This is a genomic window from Bacillus cereus group sp. MG1 (genome assembly GCF_040460035.1).
Lineage (GTDB): Bacteria > Bacillota > Bacilli > Bacillales > Bacillaceae_G > Bacillus_A > Bacillus_A cereus.
The window spans coordinates 833658-856015 of the sequence record NZ_JARVGY010000001.1; the positions used below are offsets into that span (position 1 = coordinate 833658).

Genomic DNA, 22358 nt, shown 5'->3' on the forward strand with positions numbered 1-22358 from the left:
ACTGTAAAGATTAAATTAAAAAACTTCTAATAAACTATTTATTTCTATAGATTTTTTCTATAGTTAAAATAAAAAAGGCGGCAATTCATAATGAATCTCTTAAAATTAGAAATTGTAGTACTTATTAAGAAATACAAAAAGCTTACAATCGTTGCAGAAAAACTTGGCGTTAAACAACCAACTATTACTTTTCATATGAAAAGCTTAGAAGAAGAACTCGGTGTGTCTTTATTCGAATTACGTTCTGGAAGGTATTTCTTAACAGAGGCTGGTGAGGCTTTGCACCATTATGCTTGTAAAATAGATGCACTTATGAAAGAAGCTAGACGTGTCACGCAAGAGTTTAAAGATTTTCAGAAAGGTGCTATAACAATCGGCGCTAGTTATGTACCAGCGACTTATCTTTTGCCAGCAGTCGTTCATCAATTTCAATGTGAATTTCCCAATATAAAAATAACGCTACTAGTGAAAACAGCCCCTGAAATTCGAATGATGCTACAAAATCACGAAATCGATCTTGGGATAATTTCCGCTGCTCCATTTGATGAACCACTTTTAAAACAAACGAATATAATGCCCGATACACTTGTTCTTGCTTTTTCCAAAGAACATCATTTTTCAAAGAAAGACAATGTATCGTTACAAAATATAGAAAAGGAATGCATACTATTGCATCGTAATCCATCTACAACGAGAGACTTACTTACACAATGGACGTTAGCGCACAACATTACATTCCAATCAGAAATTGAATTAGACTCATTAGAAACGATGAAACAAATTTTAAAATATGGTAATGGAATTGCCTTGATTTCTAAACTGGCTATCGAACAAGAAATACAACGAAATGAGCTATGCTATATACCAATCCCTGAATTTGAATTTCAGCGTAATATTTATACGATTCATCATGAAGACAGATGGAATTCTAAAATCATTTCTTTTTTACTACAGAGCATCACTACATTTGCAACAAAAAATTAAAAGGCTGTCGTTATGCACGACAGCCTTTTAAACTATAAATCTATTTATTTTTCTTTGCCTCAATTTTTGCTTGCGCCTCTTCAGCCTTATCTAATGCTTCTGATACTTTCTTCTCTTTTTCTTTCACTTCATCTATACTATCGACAGCTTTAATAATTTTATCGATTCCCTCTTCTTCTACCTTTCTACGCTTTGCCACTCTTTCATTTACTTTCTCTTCCACATCTTTTGCTTTTTGAAGCATATTCTCTGCATTTGATATTACAGCTTTTTCAAGTTCATCATCTTTTTTCTTTTGTAACACTTCATTTGCAATGTCTTTCGCTTCTAAATACTTACCGTCTTTTAATGCTGTTGCTCCCTGATCCATTTTCTCAGCAACTTCTTTATATGATTTCGCTTCATTTCCTGATTTCTCTTTTTCTGCTTTTTCGAACCACATTGTTGCATCACTATACTTTTCATCTTTCAATGATTGCATACCTGTTTCAATATATGTGTCATAATTGCTACATCCAGCCATTACGACTAATAGAAAAAGCATAACAAAACTTAATTTTTTCATGCTGTTGTCTCCTTTTCTTTGCAAGCTCACTTTACTTTAACATACATGAAAAAGAGTTTCAAAAACTAAAATACTAATTTAGTCATTTTTATTTTATTAAGTCACATTTCCTTTTAGACAGACACATCCACTTGCTTTTTCATTACATGCTTCTTTACTCCTACTAATACAACTAACAATAAACCTACGCCTAATGTCATCATAACAATGCTAGTTGGCAACATATCTAATAATAATCCATACACAATCATACCGAGCGGTGCGATTGCAGTAGAAATTGTTTCAAGTAAGCCGAAAACGCGTCCTAAATAACTTGGATCTGTCGTCTTTTGCAAATGTACTTGCATCGGGATATTTACAACCATCATTGATATACCAGTTAACATCATAAAAGCGATATAGTAAATAAAACTTGCTACTTTCGGGATGGTGACTACTAATGGAAACACTGTACATAAACTCAAACTCGCAAATAAAAACAACCCAATATAAACAGAGCGAAACGGATCATTCACTTCTTTACGTACTGATAACGCAATTGCACCAATTAACATCCCAACTGCTAACATTCCCTCTACAACACCGAGTTGTTTCGAAGATAGATGCAAATTTTGAACAATAATATATGGAAGTGAAACGAAAAGTGCACTCGCAAAAAAGTTTACCCCTACTGCAATTTTCATTAAACCATATATTTCATGCTGTCTTTTCACATATGAAAACCCTTCTTTTATACTCGTCAAGAAATGCTCTTTACTTTCAGCCTTTTCTTTTTTGTATAAATCAAATACGATAAACAATTGCACAACAACCGCTAAAAAGAATGTAATGCTATTCAATAGGAAAAACGATTTAATTGAAAAGAAACCAAATACAACTCCGCCAATAATCGGTGCTAAAATATTTGATAAAGATGCTGCCGTCTGGTTCAAGGCACTCGCTTTTTGAATACGTCCTTCATCTACTAAACTTGGAATAGATGAAGTTAATGAAACAGAGTAAAAACTCGCACAAATTGATAATAATGCTGCTGAAACATAAATAAACAGAAGTGATGGCCCAAAAGTAGTTGCAAGGATAAACATAATAAACATTGTTAAACTACTTAACAAATCGGTACCGATGACAAGCCATTTTCGATTGACGCGGTCAGCTACAGCACCAGCAATTGGTCCACAGATTAGCCTTGGAATCGATCCACAAATAAGCGTAGTTGCAAACCCCATTCCTGAACCCGTTGTCTTTAATACGTATAATCCCATTGCAAACGTATAAATACCGGCTCCTAGCAAAGACGTCATTTTCCCAATCATCATTAAAATAATATTTCTCGTTGCAATCTTCATTCTTGAATCATTTTGTCCTATACTTATATCCCCCATTTTTGACACTCTCCCCTTAAAAGTTAAATTGTGTTAAACTTATTATATAATTAACTTTCCAATTTTTACAACAAAAAGTTTAATGACATTTAACTTTTTAAATATAAAGGAGCAATAATATGGCAACTCTCGGCGAAAAAATTAAAACATTAAGAAAAGAAAAAAAGCTTACACAAACAGAGCTGGTAGGTTCGGAACTGACAAAAAGTATGCTTAGTCAAATTGAAAATGGAAAAGCTACACCTTCTATGAAAACATTACAATATATTGCTGAAAAACTTGAATGTGAAATGAGCTTTTTATTAGAAGAAGATGAAGGAGAAATTGTAGAACTCATTCAAAAAATGGAGCCATTAATAAAAGCAAATAAATGCGATGAAGTATACAAGACTTTACTACCTATCGTTCAAACAGAGCTACCTTCTACTTTAAATACAGCTCGCTTATATAAACAGTTCCTAACAGGAGCAGTTATTATGAACGATTATCATATTGAATATTACGTTGAAACTGCTGTTTCTATATTTGAAAAATATACTTTATATCGAGAAAGCACTGAAACGAAACTACTGTTTTACTATATGCTCTTCAAACGTAAAAAATATAAAGAATGTTTACAGATGATTGCTACAATTCGTGATGAATATAAAGCAAAGAATTTAGAAATGGATCTGATTACACATATACAACTATACTTAAAAGAAGCCATTATTTTACTCGCATACGGCAATTATGAAAAATGTGAAAAAGTCATTTTAGATGCACTTGCATTTTCAAAAAAGCATCAAGTGTATTATAAAACAGATGAATTTTACCGGATTTTATCTTACCAAAAAGTCATTACAGCTGATAAAGAACAATATTTATATTACATAAAAAAATCTGAGCAATTTGCCATTTTTACAGAAGATATTCTATCCATCGCAATTATTGATATTTTAAAAGCATACTATTACAACACAATTACTAATGAATATACAATCGCATTAAAACATCTAGAACGATTTCGAGAAAAACTAAAAGATGAACCAATCTTTCAAGACGATGGATTATATTATCTTGAAAAAGGAAAATCTTTGTATGGCTTAAAACGTTATAAGGAAGCTTTGGCAATATTAAAACACGCTACCATACCAGATTATATGAGTCATCCACTTGATCAATCGTGGGTATTAACAGCTGGGTCTTATCGTGCCCTTTGCTATATAGAACTTCAAGATAAAAAATCTGCCTTAAAAGAGGCAAAAGAAGCCGTTCAAGCAATAGATAGCTATCCTGATTCCATCTTCACTTCATTTATTAAAGAAACATTACAAATAATACAAAAACTTTAAGAATGTCTCTAAATGGTATATTATTCCTCTTTTTTAGCAAAGATAATAATGATGGGAGGAATATAAATGAATATACAACGTGCAATAGAGCTTTCTATGTCAGCAGAACAAGCCAATGTCAATTTTCAAGGCATGCCTGTTATGATTCAACACGTCGATGAAAGCAATGAAACCGCCCGCATATATGAAGTAAAAAACCCAGGACGCGAATTAACTGTTCCAGTTAATAGCTTAGAGGAAATATAAGAAATGCCACTTCTCTTTTGAAGTGGCATTTTTCTTCTTTCAGATTACTTATTATAAAGTTCTTCAATCCTTTATTTTACATGAGCTGAAAAAATAAGAATTTTCTACTTCTTTTCTTTTTGTGACCTGCTAAAATACAAACTATGGATTAATTATTCGTACTATACATTAAGGGGGAAAAATAATGGCATCTAATTTAGAAAAAAACAAGCCTTATTATGCAGTTATATTCACTTCTAATTTATCAAATGATACAACTGACTATAATACCGTTGCCGAAGAAATGGAGAAACTTGCAAAGCAACAATCTGGATTTTTAGGTGTAGAAAGTGCACGAGGTAATTCTGGACTCGGAATAACAATTTCTTATTGGGAATCACTTGATGCGATTGAAAATTGGAAGAAGAACACCTTACATAAAGAAGCGAAAAAAAGAGGTCGTGAGCAATGGTATGAAAACTTCCACCTGCGTATTTGTCTTGTTGAGAAAGAATTTAAGTTTCATAGAGGTACTTTATAACTATGAAGGAAAAATTAGCTCTCGTTATTGTTCATGAAATATATGGTGTGAACGACCATATGCATCACGTTACCCAGCACTTTACTTCATCTCATATAGACGTATTCTGTCCTAATCTTCTACACTTACAACATGTATTTCATTATCGTGATGAAGAAAAGGCATATGAACATTTTGTAAATCATATTGGATTTGATGATGGAAAAAAGCAAATTGAAGAATTCATTTCTCATCTTTCTAGTAGTTATACACATATTGGACTTATCGGCTTTAGTGTTGGAGCTACCATCTCATGGCTATGTAGTAACAATCCGAAAATAAATTTTATTATCGGATGTTACGGTTCTCGTATACGCGACTATGTTCACATAAAGCCTACATGCGCTACACTACTTATATTCCCTGAAAAAGAAGCTAGTTTTTCAGTATCCTCTTTCATTCAAACATTGCAGCAACAGAATAACCCTTTATTAGAAATAAAACAACTACACGGTGAACATGGATTTCTAAATCCTTACACTGAAAAATATAACGAGCACTCTACAAAACAAGCATACAATTTAATAGATTCATTTCTTGTAAAGTGAAACTTTAATCAGTGGGGGTTGTTCATCCCCCACATAACCTCTTTTCTTACGCTGAATTTTGAGGAGGGGGTCTTACTGCCCGTTAATGCAGGATAAAAACAAGCTTATGAAGGAGACTCAAATGACGCTGACATTACTCTTACCTGTTTTCATACTCATTGCCTTTATCTCAGCGCTAACTATCATTTTTATAACCGTAAAAAAAGGAGGATTTTTCAACCGCCCCTACTTACAATCTATTATCGTTTGCCTTTTATTTTTTACTAATTGGATCTTATATGTAACAACTTTTTATTCGCTACTCCCCGAGAAAGTTAGTGAGTTCATATTCTTACCCATTTGGTTTTTCCTTTGTATTTTAGGTTTTATAATTTTCTGGCGTGAATGGGGAAATAATCGTGTATTCTCCATATGTATCGGTTTTCTTTCCTTGACTAGTTTTTTATTTGGATTATTGTTGTTAGTTATTTCGGGGATGTAATAGAAGAAGGAAGAAAAGCTAACATTCAACTTTTCTTCCTTCTATGTTTACCTTTAGTTTTCACTGTCACTGATTCACAAGGTGTATAATATATTTGAGGTGTCGCCTTATCAACAAACATCATAAACGTAACGAAACCGATAATAAAGAAAATAAACAACGTTAACAAAATTGCTCCTATCGTTAAAAGTATCATAACACCACCCCTATATTTTTTATGTTATTACACTTTTCGCTATGATATGAGCGTAATCCTTTTTAGAAAAAGAAACGTAACAAAATAATCACAATCACTCCTGTTAATACTGTACCTAATAAACTACGAGTATATATCGCTACAAGAAATGTTGGAATTGCTGCAATAAGATAATCCCACTGCATCGTCTCGTGCATAAATAAAACTTGTGCTAGAAGTGCTGCTAATATTGCAATTGGTATGTAATTTAACCATTTTAAACCCCAGTCTGGAATTTGTAGTTTACTAAATACGAGTAGAGGTAAAATACGTGGCACGAGTGTAACAGCTCCTGCTGCTAATAAAAGTAATAATACGTCTAATCTCATTTCCATTTTTCAATCACCACTCCAATCGTCGCAGCTAATAATGTTGCGATAATAACCGCTATACTATCTGGCATAAATAAGTGTGAAACGTATGCGATAATAATCGCTACAATTGCAACACTTAAATGAATTGCTAGCTTTGGTTTACTACTTATGAGCTGAAGTACAAATAATCCGATAAACATTGCTGGTAATGCATAATCCATCCCGTATGTATGTGGATCTGGTATCCACTCACCAAATAGCCCGCCGATAATAGTAGCAAGAATCCAGTTTAAATAAGCCGTTACATTTAGCCCAATCATCCATCTTTCGCCTAAATATCCTTTTTGCGCTGCATGCTGCACTGCAACACCGAACGTTTCATCTGTAATTTGAGAACCGATTAGTAAGTTTTTAAATAGAGGCAGTTTCATAAAGTATGGCGCAAGCGCAGCACTCATAAGAAGGTGGCGCAAGTTAACAAAAAATACAGTAAAAATAATTGCGGAAGCAGGAGCACCGGCTGCATACATACCAGCTAATATAAATTGGGCAGAACCTGCATAAATTAAAGTGGACATAAACGCAATTTCAATGATGGAGAAACCAGCTGTTTTTGCAATTACACCAGCTGCTATACCGATGCTCAAGTAACCAAATACAGTTGGTAAACAATCTTTTACTCCTTGCTGAAATGTATCATCACTCTGCAAAGCTACATGTGCCTGAGCTTTACTCATCTCTATCATCCTCCATTCCTTCTAAAGTTCGTTTTCCTGTTACGACATGAACTAAATCTATATTTTCACGCCATAACGTATCTAACTTATCCGCCCCAAATTCCTTCGTGATTTCTTCAACCATAATATCGTGCCGCACATACTCTGTAGCAACGAGAACTAGCGCTGGGTCATACGTTGTAACGGCCCATGAAGTGCTATCATTTGAAAAGTTCGCAATTAATACTTCCTCTCCATCACGAGCAATAACAGTTAAATGACCACCCATTCTCTTTTCAACAACGTGGGGCGTCATATAATTATGGTGAAATGTCGCTCCTATCTTTGTTTCTGGAGCTCCAAATAAGATTGAGAATATATTCACACCTTCCTCTTCCTTTTGATGTATGTATGGCTCAATTTCATGCACTTGATCTTCCCATACAGAAATCCATAACTCTTCCTTTGCTCTACCAATTATATTGCATATTTCTTTTAAAACACGATCATTTGAGCGAATATGCGAAATTACATCAATCTGTCTTTCTTGTTCTAAACCATTTAATTTCTGGTCTAAAAACTCAAAGGACTTCTCAAAGTCTTTTCGCATTCGATTCATTAATTCCGTAGCTGGTACTGGTACATATTTAACTGGTTCAGAAGGTACAATATGCACCGCTCCTTTATCCATTAACTTACCGAGTACCTCGTAAATCATAGAACGAGGTACTCCTGTTTGTTTACTTACTTCATAGCCTGTTACTGGGGAATGTTTTAACAATCCAATATACGCTTTACATTCATATTGGGAAAATCCTAACTTTTGTAATTCCTTTATAATTTCATCCATCGGTAACCCCTCACAATCTAAATCGCTCTTACTTCAAAACGACGATTTTGCTTCCCTTTACTTTTTACTTTATCAATAACAAGTGTTCCTATTTCATTCGTATTTTTCACATGTGTGCCTCCACAAGCTTGTTCGTCTAAATCTTCAATTGTAACAATGCGGATTTCTTGGATAGTAGTTGGCAGGAGATTTATTGCTGTTTTAATCATTCCTACAGCATTTTCTGCTTCTTCGCGGCTCATATAACGAGTGGAAATTTCTTTATTTTGCTTAATAAGTTTATTCACTTCCTCAACAATTTCTTCTACTTCCACGCTCGATAACTCTTGTAACTCATTAAAGTCGATACGTGCTTTATCAGGATAAATTTGATTTCCGGTGCATAGAGCTCCATACTTTTCATAAACAACAGCTCCGATAAGATGCAGTAAAGAGTGATGACGCATTAAATTATGACGTCTTTCCCAATTTATCTCTAATTTAACTGGACCTAACTTTACTTGAGCTTCATCTTTTATATAGTGAACTATTTCTCCTTGCTCCTTCTTTACTTTTTCAACTTCAAATACAGACCCATCTTGTACAATGACACCCGTATCACATTCCTGTCCTCCACCAGTTGGATAAAAAACTGTTTCTTTTACAAATACTTTATTCCCTTCTACTCTTATCACTTCTGTTTCGCAACTCGTTTTGTATGCATCTTCTAAATATAATGCCGTTGTCATACTCTCACCTCTTTAGTAGTTATAGTTATACCTACTAATATAAAAAAGAAACTCCGTGAAGTCAATTGATAATTCTGAAATTTAAAATTAATAAAAGACTCCTTTATTAGGAGTCCACTATCTCAATATTTCATTCGCTTCTTTTTCATAAATTTTATCAAATGACGTCATAACGCGCTGTGATGCTTGAATCATCTTTTGATCTGTCATAAGATCTACCATCTCTTTCGTCATATCTACATTTGAATTTTCTAGCATATGATTTTTTACTATTCCTGTTCCGTTCGGTAAATTAGCAATGTTTCCTTCTGCTAGTGTAAAGCTTTTGTTCTCTCTTTGCACAAGACGAGCATTCGTTTCGGCATCTACTGTTTTTGTTTGCAAACGAGCAATATTATTTTGTGTTACCTCATCATATAATGTACCATCTGCTTGTACAGCAACCTTTGCTCCTTCTGGAATACGAATACGCTCATTATTCTCTCCCATTACGAAAGCACCAGATGACGTTTGTAAATAACGATCACTATTTAATGTGAAACTACCATCTCTCGTTAAAAACGTTTCATCATTTTTAGAAGTAACGAAAAATGATGTTGTGCCGGCCGCGCCGTCATCTAAAAAGAAATCTGTAGCGCTATTTGTCATTTGTATATTTCCTTGTACTAAATTCACATGCGTTGCAGCTGGTACTACAGCGTAATCGACCGAACCGATATTTGTTACCGCCCCATCTCCGCGGCGATATGTGTCTTGTACATCAAATACTTTAGACGTCATATTTTCTGCTTTAAATCCTGTCGTTTGAGCATTTGCAACGTTATTCGAATGAACATTAATGCGCTGCATGTAATTCATCATGCCCATAGAACCTATATAAAGACCGTTCATATTCGTTTGAATAAGGCAAGCGCCTTATTCTTCACCTCTTTTCTACGATGTTTGTAACATTTGTTTTGCTAAATGTTCAGCTGTAGCGATATGTATATTTTTCTTTATGTCTTGGCCATCTGTCATTAATACAATAGGAGCTGATGATACTGCTGGAATTTTCAACAATTCGCCACTACTTGCTGTTTCATCAAATTTCGTAAACACAATACCATCTATATGAATATCTTTAAAGTTTGTAATGATTTCAATCATATCTTTACTTTTCATAGAAGCTGATAACGTTAAACAAATATAATCTGGTTCTACTTGTCCCATCGTTTCAATCATTTCTTCCACTGTTTCTGACGTACGATAATTTTTTCCGGCTGTATCAATTAAAATATAATCGACGCGTGCTTCTTCTTTAAAATACGTAAGCGCTCTTGTCATTGCAGCTTCATCACGCACAGCAATTACTTCAGATCCAATTGTCTTTACGTTATCTTGCAATTGCTGTACTGTTCCTATGCGCGAATGATCTGTCGTTATAAAACCAACTGTTTTTTTCTTACCGTGAAATTGCCATGCCATTTTCGCGAGTGTCGTCGTTTTACCAACGCCAGTTGGACCGATTAATGCAATTGTTTGTACTTCTTTTTCAAAGACGTTTTCCGTATTGAAATGAGATTTCATATCTTCCAATATGTACCTGATAACTTCTTCTTCCGTAATCATCGTTGCATTTTCAAACTTTATTTTTAACTTTTCAGCATATGCATGAATGAAATATTGTTCCACATCGTTTTGTTCTAGCATCCGAATTACTTTTTGAATAATAAACGGTACAGATTCTTGATTTTCTTTATTTGGAGCTACTTCTTCTTTCTTTACTGGAACGACTTGTTTCACAACTTTTTTCTTTTTCGTTACTTTCGTTACTTCCGTTTCTTTCATCGGTTTCACAACGACGATTCCTTTTTCAAACAGCTTTAATAGTTTCTCTTTTTTTCTTGCCCATTCTTCACTATTTCCTGTTTGCATCGCCGCGTATGACATAGAAGTCGTTACGTTTTCTAAATTGTGCAGTACTGATTGAATTCCATTCGCCTTCACAATTTGTTCTGAAGGATCATTCACAACATCCATTAACTGTTCATGAAATTGAGCTGTACCTTCATTCACTTCTTCCTGTTTTTCTTCTGGAAAAGCAACTAACATTTCATAATCCTTTTTCCAAAAAAACGGTATATTTCGTTTTACACTTTCATCGACAACGTAATAATAATCTGTACCATATTGGTCAAATAACTTTCGATACAATTCATTTTTCGAAGCTGCTTTTATTCGCATTAACGCTTCTTTTTTTTCTGTACTTTCCATTACTTCACCCCCTACTATTCAATATAGGCAATTTGATCCACAACAATTTCTGGTGCTAATTCGCTAATACAAAGTACTTGTGCTTCCACTTGATAACGTTCTAGCAGTCTTACAATCGCAAATCTAAAATCTTTTCTACGTGTTAATAACACTGGTTCTCTTCCCATTAAACGTGCTTGCTTAAAGACGCGCTGCACTTGCTCAACGACACGTGTTTCTAAATCTAAATCCCAGTTTAATAGGTAACCTTGATATGAATTATTCACAACATCCGCATCTAACTCAATTGAATCAGAGAAGAGCGCTGCATATATTTTTCCGTCTGGATTTTTCGCATTTTCACAAATAACTTTTGAAATACATTCACGAACAAATGATGTCACACCATCAACGTGGTTTTGATAAATTTCTTTGCCGTCAATAATACCTTCAATAATTGTTGGTAAATCACGAATAGAAATACCTTCTTTTAGAAGTTGTTTAATAACATTTTGAACGAGTGATAAATCAATTTCTTTCTTCTTAATCTCTTCTAATAGAACGCCATTATCATTTTCAAGCGAGTTAATTAAGTCTTTTACATGTTGGCGCTGAATTAATTCGTGAAGATTACGTCTAACGACAACATCTAAATGTGTAATTAATATGCTAAGTGGCTCTAACACTTGATAGCCTTTCATTTGTGCATCTTGCACCATATGCTCTAAAATCCAATATCCATCTTCACCGAAAATTGGATCTTTCGCTGGCTCTGCATCTAAATCAGCCATTACGTTTGGTGTTTTCAGTGCTAATAAATAACCTGATTTTAAAACACCTTCAGCCGCCTTCGCACCTTTAATTCGAATAATGTAACGTCCGCGTGGCCTAAAGCTCGTATTATCTTTAAAGTTAATTCCAGGAACGTTAATACCAAGGTCAGTAATAATTGACTTCCTCATAAGAACAACTTTATCACGCGCTGTTTCCCCGTTAATTTTTTGCTTTACAAGTGCTGCTAAATCTAAACCGAGTTCTACTATAATTGGATATTTATCCGTAAATACTCCAAATGAATCTTCTACTTGTTGCAGTTGCTCATCTTCGCCTTGGATCATTTCTATTTCTTTTTGAAGCTCGTCTTCTTTTTCTTTCTTTATTCGATTTTTATTACGAATTCCTAAGAAGATAATTGTTCCGCCAACGAGTGCGAATGGTAGAAACGGTAGCGGAGTAAAAATACCCATTGCGATAAATAAACCACCGAGCGCATATACAACGACTTCATGCGCTAATAACTCTTTAAAGATACCTTCTGTTACTGTATCCGGTGAACCGTCAAATACACGAGTTACGATAATACCAGTTGAAATCGCAAGCATAAGCGATCCAATTTGGTTTACGATTCCGTCACCGACAGTTAACTGTGTATAATGAAGAGCCGCATCTGCAAAGCTCATCCCTTGCTGCATCATGCCGACAATTAAACCGAAAATAATGTTTACGAATAAAATGACAATCCCGAAAATAACGTCCCCTTTAATGAACTTTCCGGCACCATCCATCGCCCCATAAAACTCTGTTTCCATATTTAATTTTTTTCGTTTTGCTTGTGCATCTTTTTCTGAAATAATACGCTGGTTTAAATCAGCATCGATAGACATTTGTTTCCCTGGTAAAGAATCAAGTGTAAAACGAGCTGCTACTTCAGCTGTACGAGACGCACCGTTTGCAACGATAAACTGGAATATGATTAATACTGTAAAAATAACGATACCAATTAATAAGTTTCCGCCAATTACGAACTGGCCGAACTCTTCAATAACATGACCTGCATTTCCATCTGTCAAAATCGCTCGCGTCGTCGAAACGTTAATCGATACGCGGAAAATCCCGATTAATAACAACATCGTTGGAAATGACTTTAATTCATCCCACTCGTTAATACTTGTCGCTCGCATATAAATAAGCACTGACATACTTAGTAGAAAAACGATAATGATATCAAGTATAAATGGTGGAAGTGGAATTAAGAGCGCCACTACGAATGACGCTGCTAAAAAGATAGAAAAATAGGTTCTTGCAGACTCTATCTTAAACAAAGAGATCTCCTCCAAACGCGCTATTATACTTCAAGTTCGTTCGTCTGAATTAAATAGCGCATAACTTCAATTACAGCTACGTATAAATCTTCTGGAATCGTCTCATCTTCCTCGACTTGATAATATAAAGAACGAGCAAGCGGACGGTTTTCCACCATTGGTATTTCTTGTTCACGGGCAAGCGTTCGTATATATAATGCGAGCTCATCTTCCCCTTTTGCAACGACAATTGGTGCTGCATCAACGTGTTTATTGTAACGAAGTACGACCGAAATATGAGTCGGGTTGTTTACAATAAACGTTGCGCCATCCATCTTCTTCGCAATTGTTCCTTGCAAGATTGCATGCATAAAGTTTTTTCGTTTCCCTTTTACTTGCGGGTCCCCTTCATTATCTTTATGCTCTTGTTTCACTTCTTCTTTTTTCATCTTAATATCTTGCTCGTACTCCCATTTTTGATAAATGAAATCAATAATAGAAAGAACGATTAAAATAATTAAAATTGCTAAGAAAATAAATTTAATTTGCCTAATAATTTCAGTAAGTGACGCAGTCCAGTTAAATCCAATCATGCTCACGATTTTCTCTAAATTCTTTTTAAAAAGAACGTAAGCGACGTAACCGATTAATCCCATATAAAACAGTGATTTCAAAATATCTACTAAGCTTTTACGACTAAACAGTCTCGTAAAATAGTTTTTTGGATTAATTCGTGACGCTTTCGGCTTAATAACTTTAGAAGAAAATAGGAAGCCGACTTGAATCATATAATTGAATAAATGAAAAGCGTATACGAGTATTAATATTGGAGCCGATACTTTTAGTAATAAAATCCCCATTAAATAAAAATACTCGGTTGAATCTGTATTTTTTCCAATTTGATTAAACAGCACCGATACGGAATTCGCAATCTCAAACCCTAGCCAATCTCCGAAGAAATAAACGACAACTGCTAATACGAGAATGGAAAATAAATTATTTAAATCTTTACTCCGGGCAATATTCCCTTCTTCACGCGATTTTTTACGCTTCTGCGGGGTGGCCTTTTCTGTTTTATTATCCTTTGCCATGCGCGTCCCCCTACTTCGTTAAGAAAAAGTTAAATAGTTTCGTATACTCTTCAAGTAATACATCCGTCATATTTTTAAACACATAACCGAGCATCGGTACACTCATCGCAATAAACAAAATACCGCACGTAATTTTAATTACGTATGCATTCATAAAAACGTTTAATTGCGGAGCGTTTTTTGCAATTAAAATAAGAACAAAGTTAATAATGAATAAACTTCCCATGAGCGGAAGAGCAATTTCAACCGCTGATGTGATCGCAAATAATAGCGTTGCGAGTAGACTATCTAAAAAACTAGTCGTCAGCAATTTTGAAATCGCCTCTGTATATTGAAACGACTTTAAAATCGTGGCAACGAAATAATTAATGCCGCCAAGTGAAATAAAAATAATGAGAAAAAATATATCAAAAATGGTTGATAGTAAAGTAGACTGTGAGCCCGCATTTACATCAAACAAACTTGCTTGTGATAAACCGATATCAAAGTCTAAAATATGCCCGGCCATTTTTGGAATGTTCCACAGCATTTCTACAATTTTTGAAAGTGATAATCCAATTACAATTTGCGTTCCTGCATAAGCTGCAACGTCCCAAACTGTCTTGATGTGAGAGACATCCACTTGATCAGCCACTGTAATTGAAAGAGCAAGTCCAACTGTAACCTTCGCCATTGCTGGAATAGATCGTCCTGAGAAAAACGGTAAAAAATATAAAAATGAAGTAATGCGGCAAAACGCAAAAAACGTTGCCGCCCATAATTCCATATTCATTTCAGTTCACCTATCTTAGTACGAACGCAATAGCGATGGGATTTTATCAAATAAATCTAAAATAAGCGTCGTTAACTCTTGGAACATCCACGGACCTAAAATGATAATAACGAGGACAATACTCGCCATTTTCGGTAAAAACGTCAGCGTTTGCTCTTGAATTTGCATCATTGCCATAATAACCGCGATAATAATAACGACAATCAGACTTACAACGGCAATCGGCATTAAAATCATAACCCCTTTATAAAAAAAGGTTTGGAAAATATCTATAATTGGTGACGTATTCATTTATATGACTCCTATCACATAGCATCCAGCGCTTCAGGCGACCGTCTTAAACATAATATCGACGATTTTTGTATATCCACCTAAATATACGAAAACGAGTATTTTAAACGGTAAACTTAAAATCATCGGCGGTACCATCATCATCCCGAGGTACATTAAAAGTGTACTAATAATCAAATCTATAAATACAAACGCTAAATAAATGAACATCCCTGTAAGTAACCCTTTTTGAATTTGCGTTAACGTAAAGGATGGTACGAGTGTAAATAAGGAAAGATCCTTTAAATCTTTCGGCAACTCTTCTCCGCGTACTTTCAGCATCATTTTTAAATCATGCTTATACGTATGCTTTGACATATATTCTTTCATAATAGGAGCTGTCGTTTCCGCAGCTTGACTTACTGTTATTTTCTCTTTCGTCATCGGATCCCACACATCACTCTTCAGTTGCCCGAGTACAGGCTGCATCGTAAAGAGTGATAAAAATAATGCAAGTCCAACAAGCACTTGGTTTGGTGGTAAATTCATTACCCCAAGTCCTTGACGTGTAATCCCTAGAACGATCATAAAATAAGTAAAATGTGTAAATAATAGAACGATAGAAGAAGATAATGATAAAAGGGTAACGAGCGCAAATAGTTGTACGCTTGAATTACTCGTAAACTCTTTTCCATTTTCGAAATTAATAAAACCGTTCGGGGCTGCATACGCTGGATTTACAAAAATAATTGAAAAAACGATAGAAAATACGAAAATAACGGCTAATAATGATAACTGTTTCTTTATTCTCATGATGGATCCTCTACTTTTTTCGTTTCACTCTTCACCGCGTCTTCTAGTGCTTGTTGAAACTGATTTCCTGTTCCGGTTAATTGCACAGACTGCACACCGTTATTACTAATAACAGTGAACACTTGCTTTCCGTCCACTTCAAATAAAAAGGCACTCGTTTGATGATTTAAATAAACGCCGTCTTTTACTTGAATATGGCCATTTTCACCCTGCTTAAAAAACTGCTGTTTGCGCGTCTTTTTCGTCATATAATATGCACCGTAACCGAGCGCACCAAACAGTAAAACGACTTGAAATAAGGTCGTCATATACGACATATGACTCCTCCTCTACTCTTTATCTTGCATTTGACTTTGCGCTTTCATAAGCGCCGCTTGTTTCTTATCAGCTTCAATTTCAGAAATGATAATACCGAATTTCTCGTCCATTACGATTGCTTCACCGATGCCGACTTTCATATTACTTAAATACACATCTACTTTATGTCCTAAGTTTTTCTCTACTTCAAGAACATCGCCAACTTTTAACTGCTTTACATCACCAAGTGTAATAGATGACTTTCCAAGCTTTACACCAAGTTCAATCGAAATATCTGAAACAGTATCAATATGTGCTTTACCTGCTTCATTTCGCTTTCCTGCAAAATCTTCTAATCCCATTAATGACACGGGAGATACTTCATGCTTCATATGGATCCTCCTACTCTACAAAACTTTTAAATAGGAGCGCCTTACGCGTTCCATCTTTTCCAATAAAACAATTAAATTTATGCTTTCCATCTACATAACCAAGTAATTCATCCGAAACTTTCGTATGAAGCGGAATAATATCGCCTTCTTCAATTTGTTCAATCTCACTCATTGTCATTTTCTGCTCACCAATTGCAACGTGAACAGGTTTGTACACTTGATTTACTTTCATTTCCACTTCAGACGTATACTTTTTACGCTTGTCTGAAGAATGTTCGACAATATTTTCAGACGTTAACTTATCCATAATTTCTTCAACAGATAAGAATGGAATTCCGATACGCACCGTCGTATTCCAAAAATCTGTTTTCATATTTACGTTAAGTAATGAAATGATATCGCTCGCTGTCGTAATCTTTAATGCATTCGGATCTGTTTCCGTCGTTACAAATTTCGGTTCAATCGCAACAACACTTTCAAATGATTGCTCTAAATTTTTACAAAGAAGCAAGAATATATTATCAAGCGTTAAAAACTCAAATGCTGTTAACGGTCTGCGCATCGTAAAGTTACGCTTACTATCTCCGCCAAGCCAACATTCATGAATATAAATAACAAATGCTAAATCAATCTCAATAACAATTTCTCCAAGCTCTGGTAAACCGAGATCAATTACGCAATATAAATAATAATCTTTCGGCATTTTCTCCACATACTCACTCGTAAATGGAACTTGCTCAACCGTTGAAGGCTCTAGTTCAATTGGAATACGCATACGCGCTGATAACGTCTGTGACGTCTGTTTCCCAAACGTAGAAGCAATCGCTTGCAAACTACGTAAATGCTCAACACCGAACTTCTCTGGTCTATTAAAATCATACTCTTGAAATTTCTCTTGCTTTCCTGCTTCTTGTGCGAAAGCTGGCATTTCCTCGCCTTCATTTACCGCCTTCAGCAGGGCATCAATTTGCTCTTGGCTTAATTTTTCGCCACTCATGACAATCCCCTTCCCTACCTTTTCAATTCAACGATTTCAACGTACATCTTTCCATTCTTCGTCAAAATCTTTCCGGTTCCAATCTCTTCATTCTCAAGCATAAGACGCACCGTATTTTTCGTTGAATTTTCAAGACGATACAATGTACCTTTCGTAATATGAAGCAGATCTTCAATTTTCTTTTTCGTATTTCCGATTTCAAAATAAATTGTTAACGGAATATCATCTTGTAATTTCAAATCTAGCCAACTCCCATATCATGTTCACGAAAATTTCATGTTCTCTCTATATATGAAACTTCTTATTTTGAAACGTCGATATTTAATATTTTTTTAATATATCCTTGCGTTTCTTTAAATGGCGGTACGCCTCCGTACTTTCTCACATTCCCAGGACCAGCATTATAAGAAGCAAGTGCCAATACTAAGTCGCCGTTATTTTTCTTTAAATAACCGCTTAACTCTTTCACGCCACCTTCAATACTTTCAGCTGGTGAAAAGGGATTCTTCACACCCATCTCCTTCACATTCGCTGGCATAAGCTGCATAAGTCCCATCGCACCGGCATGTGACACCGTTTTCGGATTAAAATTAGACTCTACTTCAATCATTTTTTGAATTAACGTTTTCGGAATTCCATATGTACGACTTACACGATCAATAATATCCTCATACTTCCCTTCATTGGAAGAACGTATTTTTTGAATATTATACTTCTTCGTTAATTCCCACGTATCAGCAGCCTCATTTTTCGTTTCTGGGAAACGTCGTTCAAACTCTTTTTGCGCAACTTGCACTTCATCTGCTTTCTTCGTTTCAGCCTTTTCTTCAGGCTTACTCGCTTCCTCTACTTTATTAATAGTTTCTACGGGTTTATTAACAACCGCTTCTATTTTCGTAGATTGTACCGGCTGACTCATATCTTCTATGTTTGCCGGCTGCGTAGTAGCCTTCGTCTCCTTCGCAGGTTCACTCTGCAACTTCTCTTGAAAACGACTACTAACGAATGCTTGTGGACTACTTAGCTTTTGCTGAATTTGCCCTTTCTTATATGCAAGCACTTCTTTTACTATATTTCCAACTATCATAATATCACCTTTTCGGTAAACAAAGATAATCTAATATTAGAGTTTTTTTTTAAAGTTTGCAATAATCCTTTTAATAATTATGTAATAAAAAAATGAATATATTGTTAAACTGTTATTTTTTTATATTTATTAATTCGAATTTTTAGTTGACACCCGCTATGGCAGGGATTACAATAAATCTCGAAATTGATTTTTTCGCATATTACCGTTTTTCAATTTGCAGAAAAGTCAATATAAAAAAATGGGGGTTCTTAACATGAGAATTAATACAAACATTAACAGCATGCGTACTCAAGAGTACATGCGCCAAAACCAAGACAAAATGAATAATGCAATGAATCGTTTATCAAGCGGTAAACGTATCAACAGTGCAGCCGATGATGCAGCTGGTTTGGCTATCGCAACTCGTATGCGTGCAAAAGAAAGTGGCTTAAATGTTGCTGCTCGTAATACACAAGATGGTATGTCATTAATCCGTACAGCAGATTCAGCTTTAGACTCTGTATCTAACATCTTACTTCGTATGCGTGATCTTGCGAATCAATCTGCAACTGGTTCTAACAACAAAGGAAACCAAGCATCTTTACAAAAAGAATTTGCTGAATTACAAGATCAAATTGGGTACATTGCAAAAAATACACAATTTAACGATCAATCTTTATTAAGTGGTGACAAAGAGGTTGCTATTCAAACAATCGACTCATCTGATGCTACTATACAACTAAAAATTCAATTAAAAGATTCTACATTAACTGGATTAAAACTTGAAAAAGCAACTGTAAAAATTGGGGAAGATAAAATTACTGATGCTGCTGATGCTGCAAATGCAGCCGATGCTACGAATGCGACTGGTGCAATTAAAGCTATTGATGACGCATTAAGAACAGTTGCTGAAAATCGTGCCACTCTTGGTGCAACATTAAACCGTTTTGATTTCAATGTTAATAACTTAAAGAGCCAAGAATCTACTATGGCATCTTCAGCTTCTCAAATCGAAGACGCTGACATGGCGAAAGAAATGTCTGAAATGACTAAGTTCAAAATCTTGAACGAAGCTGGTATCAGCATGCTTTCTCAAGCAAACCAAACTCCACAAATGGTTTCTAAATTATTACAATAAGCCATTTGAGTTAGTTTCCTGAATAAACCTCTCTGCTTGCAGAGAGGTTTATTTTTTCTATATAGATAGATTGAAAGATTTTTTTAGCTTAAAGAGAAGCTCTAGCCATATTTAGTAGCGGTCAGGGCCTATTTTATTCTCGTTCCGTGTATGAAGACAAAAAGATAAAGTGAGCATAAGTCTCTTTTTCTCTTCATAACCGTTTATTAGCTTTAGAACACTGACTATATCAATCTATAAGGAGTGTCTATTATGCGTATTGGTACGAATGTTTTGAGTATGAATGCTAGGCAGTCGTTGTATGAGAATGAGAAGCGTATGAATGTTGCAATGGAGCATTTGGCGACTGGTAAGAAGTTAAACCATGCTTCTGATAATCCCGCTAATGTTGCAATTGTGACTCGTATGCATGCGAGAGCAAGTGGTATGCGCGTGGCGATTCGTAATAATGAGGATGCAATATCAATGCTTCGCACGGCAGAAGCTGCCCTTCAAACTGTGACGAATATTTTGCAGCGTATGCGTGATTTAGCTGTTCAATCCTCAAACGGTACAAATTCAAATAAAAACCGTCATTCGCTGAATAAAGAGTTTCTGTCTTTAACAGAACTAATTGGCTATATTGACGCGACGACTGAGTTTAATGATTTATCCGTATTTGACGGTCAAAACCGCCCTATTACATTAGACGATATCGGTCATACAGTAAATATGACGAAACATATTCCCCCTTCCCCTACACAACATGACATCAAGATTTCAACAGAACAAGAAGCAAGAGCGGCAATCCGTAAAATTGAAGAGCCTTTGCAAAGCGTGTCAGTCACTTCATCGTGCCGACCTTGGTGCAATGATAAATCGTTTACAGTTTAATATTGAAAATTTAAATAGCCAAAGTATGACGTTAACAGATACTGCATCTCGAATTGAAGACGCAGATATGGCGCAAGAAATGAGTGATTTTTTAAAGTTTAAATTATTAACTGAAGTTGCAATTAGTATGGTTTCACAAGCAAATCAAATTCCGCAAATGGTTTCTAAACTACTACAATCGTAAAGTTCATTTTCCATCTTTGGAACGATTCCATACAAAATAAAAGGGAAATACATATAAACTATGTACCTCCCTTTTATTTTGTACCCAAATTTTATTACTGTGTTACCGTCATAACTTGTCCGCTACGGTCAACCATTATTTTCATTTTTCCGTCTTGTGCATTATATAGCCCGAGTTTATGTAATTCCATTTTACAATCTTGTACGAAAGTTGGTAATTTACGAATTTGATCGATATCAGAACTTGTAATGAAATGAATTAAAAGCTGCGTCATACCTTTAATATCTTGTACAAGCTCTTCTTTCTCTCGTTTTAGCCTTTCATTTTCTAGTTGTAACGACTGCAATTCACCTTCTAAGCTACGTGTATTCTTTGCTTCTCTAGAACGCCCTGCTGCCATGCTAGAAAGCTTATAAATACCTTCCATAAACTGATGTAGTTCGTCTTCTTTCCTTTCACTACATTGATTAATTGTTTCAAAGTTATCAACGATACCAGATATAACTGTTACAAGATTTTTTTCATCCTCTTTATGCTGGATTTCTTCTTTTAATTCGTACTCATTTTCTTGTTTTCTTGCAACGATTGTCTCTTTTACTGGTATATATTTTCGCTTTCGTCCTGGTTTTTGTTTTTCAATATTTTCAAACGGTATTTCACGTTTTTTCAATTTATAATACGTATTTTGCAATTGACTTTCTGTTTTTGGAAAAAGATTTAGTTCATTTTTACTTACGTATTTTGAAATATTTAAAATGTTTAAACCGTGACGTTGACAAAATTGATACACTTCATAAAGTAGCTCTAGTTCAGACTTCAGCCATGTAATTGCTGATTTTTCATATGCTCGCATCCCGCCATTTTTTTCTATATCTATTTGAAATAATACCATTCTATTATGTAAATCAACTAATTCTTCATACTTTACTTGGAATTCTTTTTCTATTTTTTTAAATTCCACCTCTAGTTGCATATCGTTCATTTTATTATTTGACATGTTTTGCAAAAGACCTAATACATTAATTGCTGTGTGGTGATACATAATCTGTGCCACTCCCCCTCATCCTTTCACAATTCTCATCTGACTCCCATGTCTTTTAAGAAAATAGCAATTTTTACATATCCATATTATAACAGTTCGAAATTATCTGTCAAATAATAAACATACAAAAATGTATAGAAAGTATAAAAATTTGGAAAATGTTTT

General features: G+C 34.9%; 26 protein-coding genes and 2 pseudogenes. 8 read left to right on the top strand and 20 right to left on the bottom strand.

The features are described 5' to 3' along the window. Nucleotides 1-90: 90 nt before the first annotated feature. The gene (locus QCI79_RS04060) at nt 91-984 is read left to right on the top strand and encodes a LysR family transcriptional regulator (protein ID WP_021728684.1); all 894 of its coding nucleotides are present in this window, start codon (nt 91-93) and stop codon (nt 982-984) included. 40 nt (nt 985-1024) lie between these two features. Here the strand turns inward: QCI79_RS04060 and QCI79_RS04065 are convergent, their stop codons facing one another. Continuing rightward, the gene (locus QCI79_RS04065; protein WP_000736440.1) at nt 1025-1549 is read right to left on the bottom strand and encodes a COG3014 family protein; all 525 of its coding nucleotides are present in this window, start codon (nt 1547-1549) and stop codon (nt 1025-1027) included. Between the two features lie 113 nt (nt 1550-1662). Continuing rightward, nucleotides 1663-2931 carry an MFS transporter gene (locus QCI79_RS04070; RefSeq protein WP_000502489.1) on the bottom strand — a complete coding sequence of 423 codons (1269 nt, stop codon included), beginning with the start codon at nt 2929-2931 and terminating at the stop codon, nt 1663-1665. A gap of 119 nt (nt 2932-3050) precedes the next feature. Between QCI79_RS04070 and QCI79_RS04075 the strand changes: the two genes are divergently transcribed. The 5 genes from QCI79_RS04075 to QCI79_RS04095 all read left to right on the top strand — a co-directional run bounded on the left by QCI79_RS04075 (nt 3051) and on the right by QCI79_RS04095 (nt 6099). Next, on the top strand, nt 3051-4265 hold the full coding sequence (locus tag QCI79_RS04075; RefSeq protein ID WP_021728683.1) for a helix-turn-helix domain-containing protein: 1215 nt from the start codon (nt 3051-3053) through the stop codon (nt 4263-4265). A 66-nt stretch (nt 4266-4331) separates the two neighbouring features. After that, the gene (locus tag QCI79_RS04080; RefSeq protein WP_001025731.1) at nt 4332-4511 is read left to right on the top strand and encodes an H-type small acid-soluble spore protein; all 180 of its coding nucleotides are present in this window, start codon (nt 4332-4334) and stop codon (nt 4509-4511) included. A gap of 184 nt (nt 4512-4695) precedes the next feature. Then, nucleotides 4696-5031 (top strand): antibiotic biosynthesis monooxygenase family protein, encoded by a 336-nt coding sequence (locus QCI79_RS04085; protein WP_003312864.1) that lies wholly within the window; start codon nt 4696-4698, stop codon nt 5029-5031. A gap of 2 nt (nt 5032-5033) precedes the next feature. After that, nucleotides 5034-5618: a dienelactone hydrolase family protein gene (locus QCI79_RS04090; protein WP_021728682.1), complete on the top strand. Its 585-nt coding sequence runs from the start codon at nt 5034-5036 to the stop codon at nt 5616-5618. Nucleotides 5619-5739: 121 nt separating this feature from the next. After that, nucleotides 5740-6099, top strand: a complete 360-nt coding sequence (locus tag QCI79_RS04095; protein ID WP_023901494.1) for a hypothetical protein — start codon at nt 5740-5742, stop codon at nt 6097-6099. A gap of 25 nt (nt 6100-6124) precedes the next feature. Here QCI79_RS04095 and QCI79_RS04100 read toward each other — a convergent pair whose 3' ends face one another. The 17 genes and pseudogenes from QCI79_RS04100 to QCI79_RS04180 all read right to left on the bottom strand — a co-directional run. Beyond that, nucleotides 6125-6295, bottom strand: coding sequence for a DUF3951 domain-containing protein (locus QCI79_RS04100; RefSeq protein ID WP_000602244.1), 171 nt, complete (start codon nt 6293-6295; stop codon nt 6125-6127). A gap of 62 nt (nt 6296-6357) precedes the next feature. Beyond that, the gene (locus tag QCI79_RS04105) at nt 6358-6669 is read right to left on the bottom strand and encodes an AzlD domain-containing protein (RefSeq protein ID WP_000425942.1); all 312 of its coding nucleotides are present in this window, start codon (nt 6667-6669) and stop codon (nt 6358-6360) included. Next, nucleotides 6660-7385: an AzlC family ABC transporter permease gene (locus QCI79_RS04110; protein ID WP_000030475.1), complete on the bottom strand. Its 726-nt coding sequence runs from the start codon at nt 7383-7385 to the stop codon at nt 6660-6662. Before QCI79_RS04110 ends, QCI79_RS04105 begins: the two co-directional genes overlap by 10 nt. After that, nucleotides 7378-8214 carry a TrmB family transcriptional regulator gene (locus QCI79_RS04115; RefSeq protein WP_000343381.1) on the bottom strand — a complete coding sequence of 279 codons (837 nt, stop codon included), beginning with the start codon at nt 8212-8214 and terminating at the stop codon, nt 7378-7380. Before QCI79_RS04115 ends, QCI79_RS04110 begins: the two co-directional genes overlap by 8 nt. A 17-nt stretch (nt 8215-8231) precedes the next feature. After that, complete coding sequence (locus QCI79_RS04120) at nt 8232-8942, bottom strand: alanyl-tRNA editing protein (RefSeq protein WP_003312869.1); 711 nt, start codon at nt 8940-8942, stop codon at nt 8232-8234. Nucleotides 8943-9059: 117 nt separating this feature from the next. After that, nucleotides 9060-9833 (bottom strand): flagellar basal-body rod protein FlgG, encoded by a 774-nt coding sequence (locus QCI79_RS04125; protein ID WP_021728680.1) that lies wholly within the window; start codon nt 9831-9833, stop codon nt 9060-9062. Between the two features lie 42 nt (nt 9834-9875). Continuing rightward, nucleotides 9876-11195 (bottom strand): flagellar biosynthesis GTPase FlhF, encoded by a 1320-nt coding sequence (gene flhF / locus QCI79_RS04130; protein WP_000446172.1) that lies wholly within the window; start codon nt 11193-11195, stop codon nt 9876-9878. A gap of 14 nt (nt 11196-11209) precedes the next feature. Then, complete coding sequence (flhA, locus tag QCI79_RS04135; protein ID WP_000472585.1) at nt 11210-13276, bottom strand: flagellar biosynthesis protein FlhA; 2067 nt, start codon at nt 13274-13276, stop codon at nt 11210-11212. Between the two features lie 23 nt (nt 13277-13299). Then, nucleotides 13300-14346, bottom strand: a complete 1047-nt coding sequence (gene flhB / locus QCI79_RS04140) for a flagellar type III secretion system protein FlhB (protein WP_001030108.1) — start codon at nt 14344-14346, stop codon at nt 13300-13302. A gap of 10 nt (nt 14347-14356) precedes the next feature. Continuing rightward, complete coding sequence (locus tag QCI79_RS04145) at nt 14357-15118, bottom strand: flagellar biosynthetic protein FliR (RefSeq protein ID WP_001055718.1); 762 nt, start codon at nt 15116-15118, stop codon at nt 14357-14359. Nucleotides 15119-15133: 15 nt separating this feature from the next. Next, nucleotides 15134-15409, bottom strand: a complete 276-nt coding sequence (locus QCI79_RS04150; RefSeq protein ID WP_001098081.1) for a flagellar biosynthetic protein FliQ — start codon at nt 15407-15409, stop codon at nt 15134-15136. A 33-nt stretch (nt 15410-15442) separates the two neighbouring features. Then, entirely contained in the window at nt 15443-16201 is a 759-nt protein-coding gene (locus QCI79_RS04155) for a flagellar type III secretion system pore protein FliP (protein WP_001220582.1), read from the bottom strand. Next, a complete protein-coding gene (locus QCI79_RS04160; protein WP_000121176.1) occupies nt 16198-16518 on the bottom strand; it encodes a hypothetical protein in 321 nt (106 codons plus the stop codon). Before QCI79_RS04160 ends, QCI79_RS04155 begins: the two co-directional genes overlap by 4 nt. A 12-nt stretch (nt 16519-16530) precedes the next feature. Continuing rightward, nucleotides 16531-16890 carry a flagellar motor switch protein FliN gene (gene fliN, locus QCI79_RS04165; protein WP_000680010.1) on the bottom strand — a complete coding sequence of 120 codons (360 nt, stop codon included), beginning with the start codon at nt 16888-16890 and terminating at the stop codon, nt 16531-16533. Nucleotides 16891-16900: 10 nt separating this feature from the next. Beyond that, nucleotides 16901-17887 carry a flagellar motor switch protein FliM gene (gene fliM / locus QCI79_RS04170; RefSeq protein WP_000012356.1) on the bottom strand — a complete coding sequence of 329 codons (987 nt, stop codon included), beginning with the start codon at nt 17885-17887 and terminating at the stop codon, nt 16901-16903. 14 nt (nt 17888-17901) lie between these two features. Continuing rightward, a complete protein-coding gene (locus QCI79_RS04175; RefSeq protein WP_000775712.1) occupies nt 17902-18126 on the bottom strand; it encodes a flagellar motor switch protein FliN in 225 nt (74 codons plus the stop codon). Nucleotides 18127-18209: 83 nt separating this feature from the next. Then, nucleotides 18210-18974, bottom strand: a pseudogene (locus QCI79_RS04180) (lytic transglycosylase domain-containing protein); the annotation flags it as partial. A gap of 256 nt (nt 18975-19230) precedes the next feature. Between QCI79_RS04180 and QCI79_RS04185 the strand changes: the two are divergent. Together QCI79_RS04185 and QCI79_RS04190 are read left to right on the top strand one after the other, a co-directional pair. After that, the gene (locus tag QCI79_RS04185) at nt 19231-20094 is read left to right on the top strand and encodes a flagellin N-terminal helical domain-containing protein (RefSeq protein ID WP_021728679.1); all 864 of its coding nucleotides are present in this window, start codon (nt 19231-19233) and stop codon (nt 20092-20094) included. Nucleotides 20095-20346: 252 nt separating this feature from the next. Next, nucleotides 20347-21151 (top strand): annotated as a pseudogene (locus QCI79_RS04190) (flagellin N-terminal helical domain-containing protein). Nucleotides 21152-21245: 94 nt separating this feature from the next. On the opposite strand, the gene QCI79_RS04195 reads toward QCI79_RS04190, so the two are convergent. After that, a complete protein-coding gene (locus tag QCI79_RS04195) occupies nt 21246-22193 on the bottom strand; it encodes a DNA-binding domain-containing protein (protein WP_000274682.1) in 948 nt (315 codons plus the stop codon). Nucleotides 22194-22358: the final 165 nt, after the last annotated feature.

Coding starts and splice junctions, on each gene's coding strand:
- QCI79_RS04185 (WP_021728679.1), top strand. CDS start 19,231: ATGAGAATTAATACAAACATTAACAGCATGCGTACTCAAGAGTACATG.
- QCI79_RS04155 (WP_001220582.1), bottom strand. CDS start 16,201: ATGAGAATAAAGAAACAGTTATCATTATTAGCCGTTATTTTCGTATTT.
- QCI79_RS04090 (WP_021728682.1), top strand. CDS start 5,034: ATGAAGGAAAAATTAGCTCTCGTTATTGTTCATGAAATATATGGTGTG.
- QCI79_RS04065 (WP_000736440.1), bottom strand. CDS start 1,549: ATGAAAAAATTAAGTTTTGTTATGCTTTTTCTATTAGTCGTAATGGCT.
- QCI79_RS04125 (WP_021728680.1), bottom strand. CDS start 9,833: ATGAACGGTCTTTATATAGGTTCTATGGGCATGATGAATTACATGCAG.
- QCI79_RS04105 (WP_000425942.1), bottom strand. CDS start 6,669: ATGGAAATGAGATTAGACGTATTATTACTTTTATTAGCAGCAGGAGCT.
- QCI79_RS04115 (WP_000343381.1), bottom strand. CDS start 8,214: ATGGATGAAATTATAAAGGAATTACAAAAGTTAGGATTTTCCCAATAT.
- QCI79_RS04060 (WP_021728684.1), top strand. CDS start 91: ATGAATCTCTTAAAATTAGAAATTGTAGTACTTATTAAGAAATACAAA.
- QCI79_RS04195 (WP_000274682.1), bottom strand. CDS start 22,193: ATGTATCACCACACAGCAATTAATGTATTAGGTCTTTTGCAAAACATG.
- QCI79_RS04145 (WP_001055718.1), bottom strand. CDS start 15,118: ATGAATATGGAATTATGGGCGGCAACGTTTTTTGCGTTTTGCCGCATT.
- QCI79_RS04150 (WP_001098081.1), bottom strand. CDS start 15,409: ATGAATACGTCACCAATTATAGATATTTTCCAAACCTTTTTTTATAAA.
- QCI79_RS04120 (WP_003312869.1), bottom strand. CDS start 8,942: ATGACAACGGCATTATATTTAGAAGATGCATACAAAACGAGTTGCGAA.
- QCI79_RS04110 (WP_000030475.1), bottom strand. CDS start 7,385: ATGAGTAAAGCTCAGGCACATGTAGCTTTGCAGAGTGATGATACATTT.
- QCI79_RS04085 (WP_003312864.1), top strand. CDS start 4,696: ATGGCATCTAATTTAGAAAAAAACAAGCCTTATTATGCAGTTATATTC.
- flhB (WP_001030108.1), bottom strand. CDS start 14,346: ATGGCAAAGGATAATAAAACAGAAAAGGCCACCCCGCAGAAGCGTAAA.
- QCI79_RS04160 (WP_000121176.1), bottom strand. CDS start 16,518: ATGTCGTATATGACGACCTTATTTCAAGTCGTTTTACTGTTTGGTGCG.
- QCI79_RS04080 (WP_001025731.1), top strand. CDS start 4,332: ATGAATATACAACGTGCAATAGAGCTTTCTATGTCAGCAGAACAAGCC.
- QCI79_RS04070 (WP_000502489.1), bottom strand. CDS start 2,931: ATGGGGGATATAAGTATAGGACAAAATGATTCAAGAATGAAGATTGCA.
- QCI79_RS04075 (WP_021728683.1), top strand. CDS start 3,051: ATGGCAACTCTCGGCGAAAAAATTAAAACATTAAGAAAAGAAAAAAAG.
- QCI79_RS04100 (WP_000602244.1), bottom strand. CDS start 6,295: ATGATACTTTTAACGATAGGAGCAATTTTGTTAACGTTGTTTATTTTC.
- QCI79_RS04095 (WP_023901494.1), top strand. CDS start 5,740: ATGACGCTGACATTACTCTTACCTGTTTTCATACTCATTGCCTTTATC.
- fliM (WP_000012356.1), bottom strand. CDS start 17,887: ATGAGTGGCGAAAAATTAAGCCAAGAGCAAATTGATGCCCTGCTGAAG.
- flhF (WP_000446172.1), bottom strand. CDS start 11,195: ATGGAAAGTACAGAAAAAAAAGAAGCGTTAATGCGAATAAAAGCAGCT.
- fliN (WP_000680010.1), bottom strand. CDS start 16,890: ATGAAGCATGAAGTATCTCCCGTGTCATTAATGGGATTAGAAGATTTT.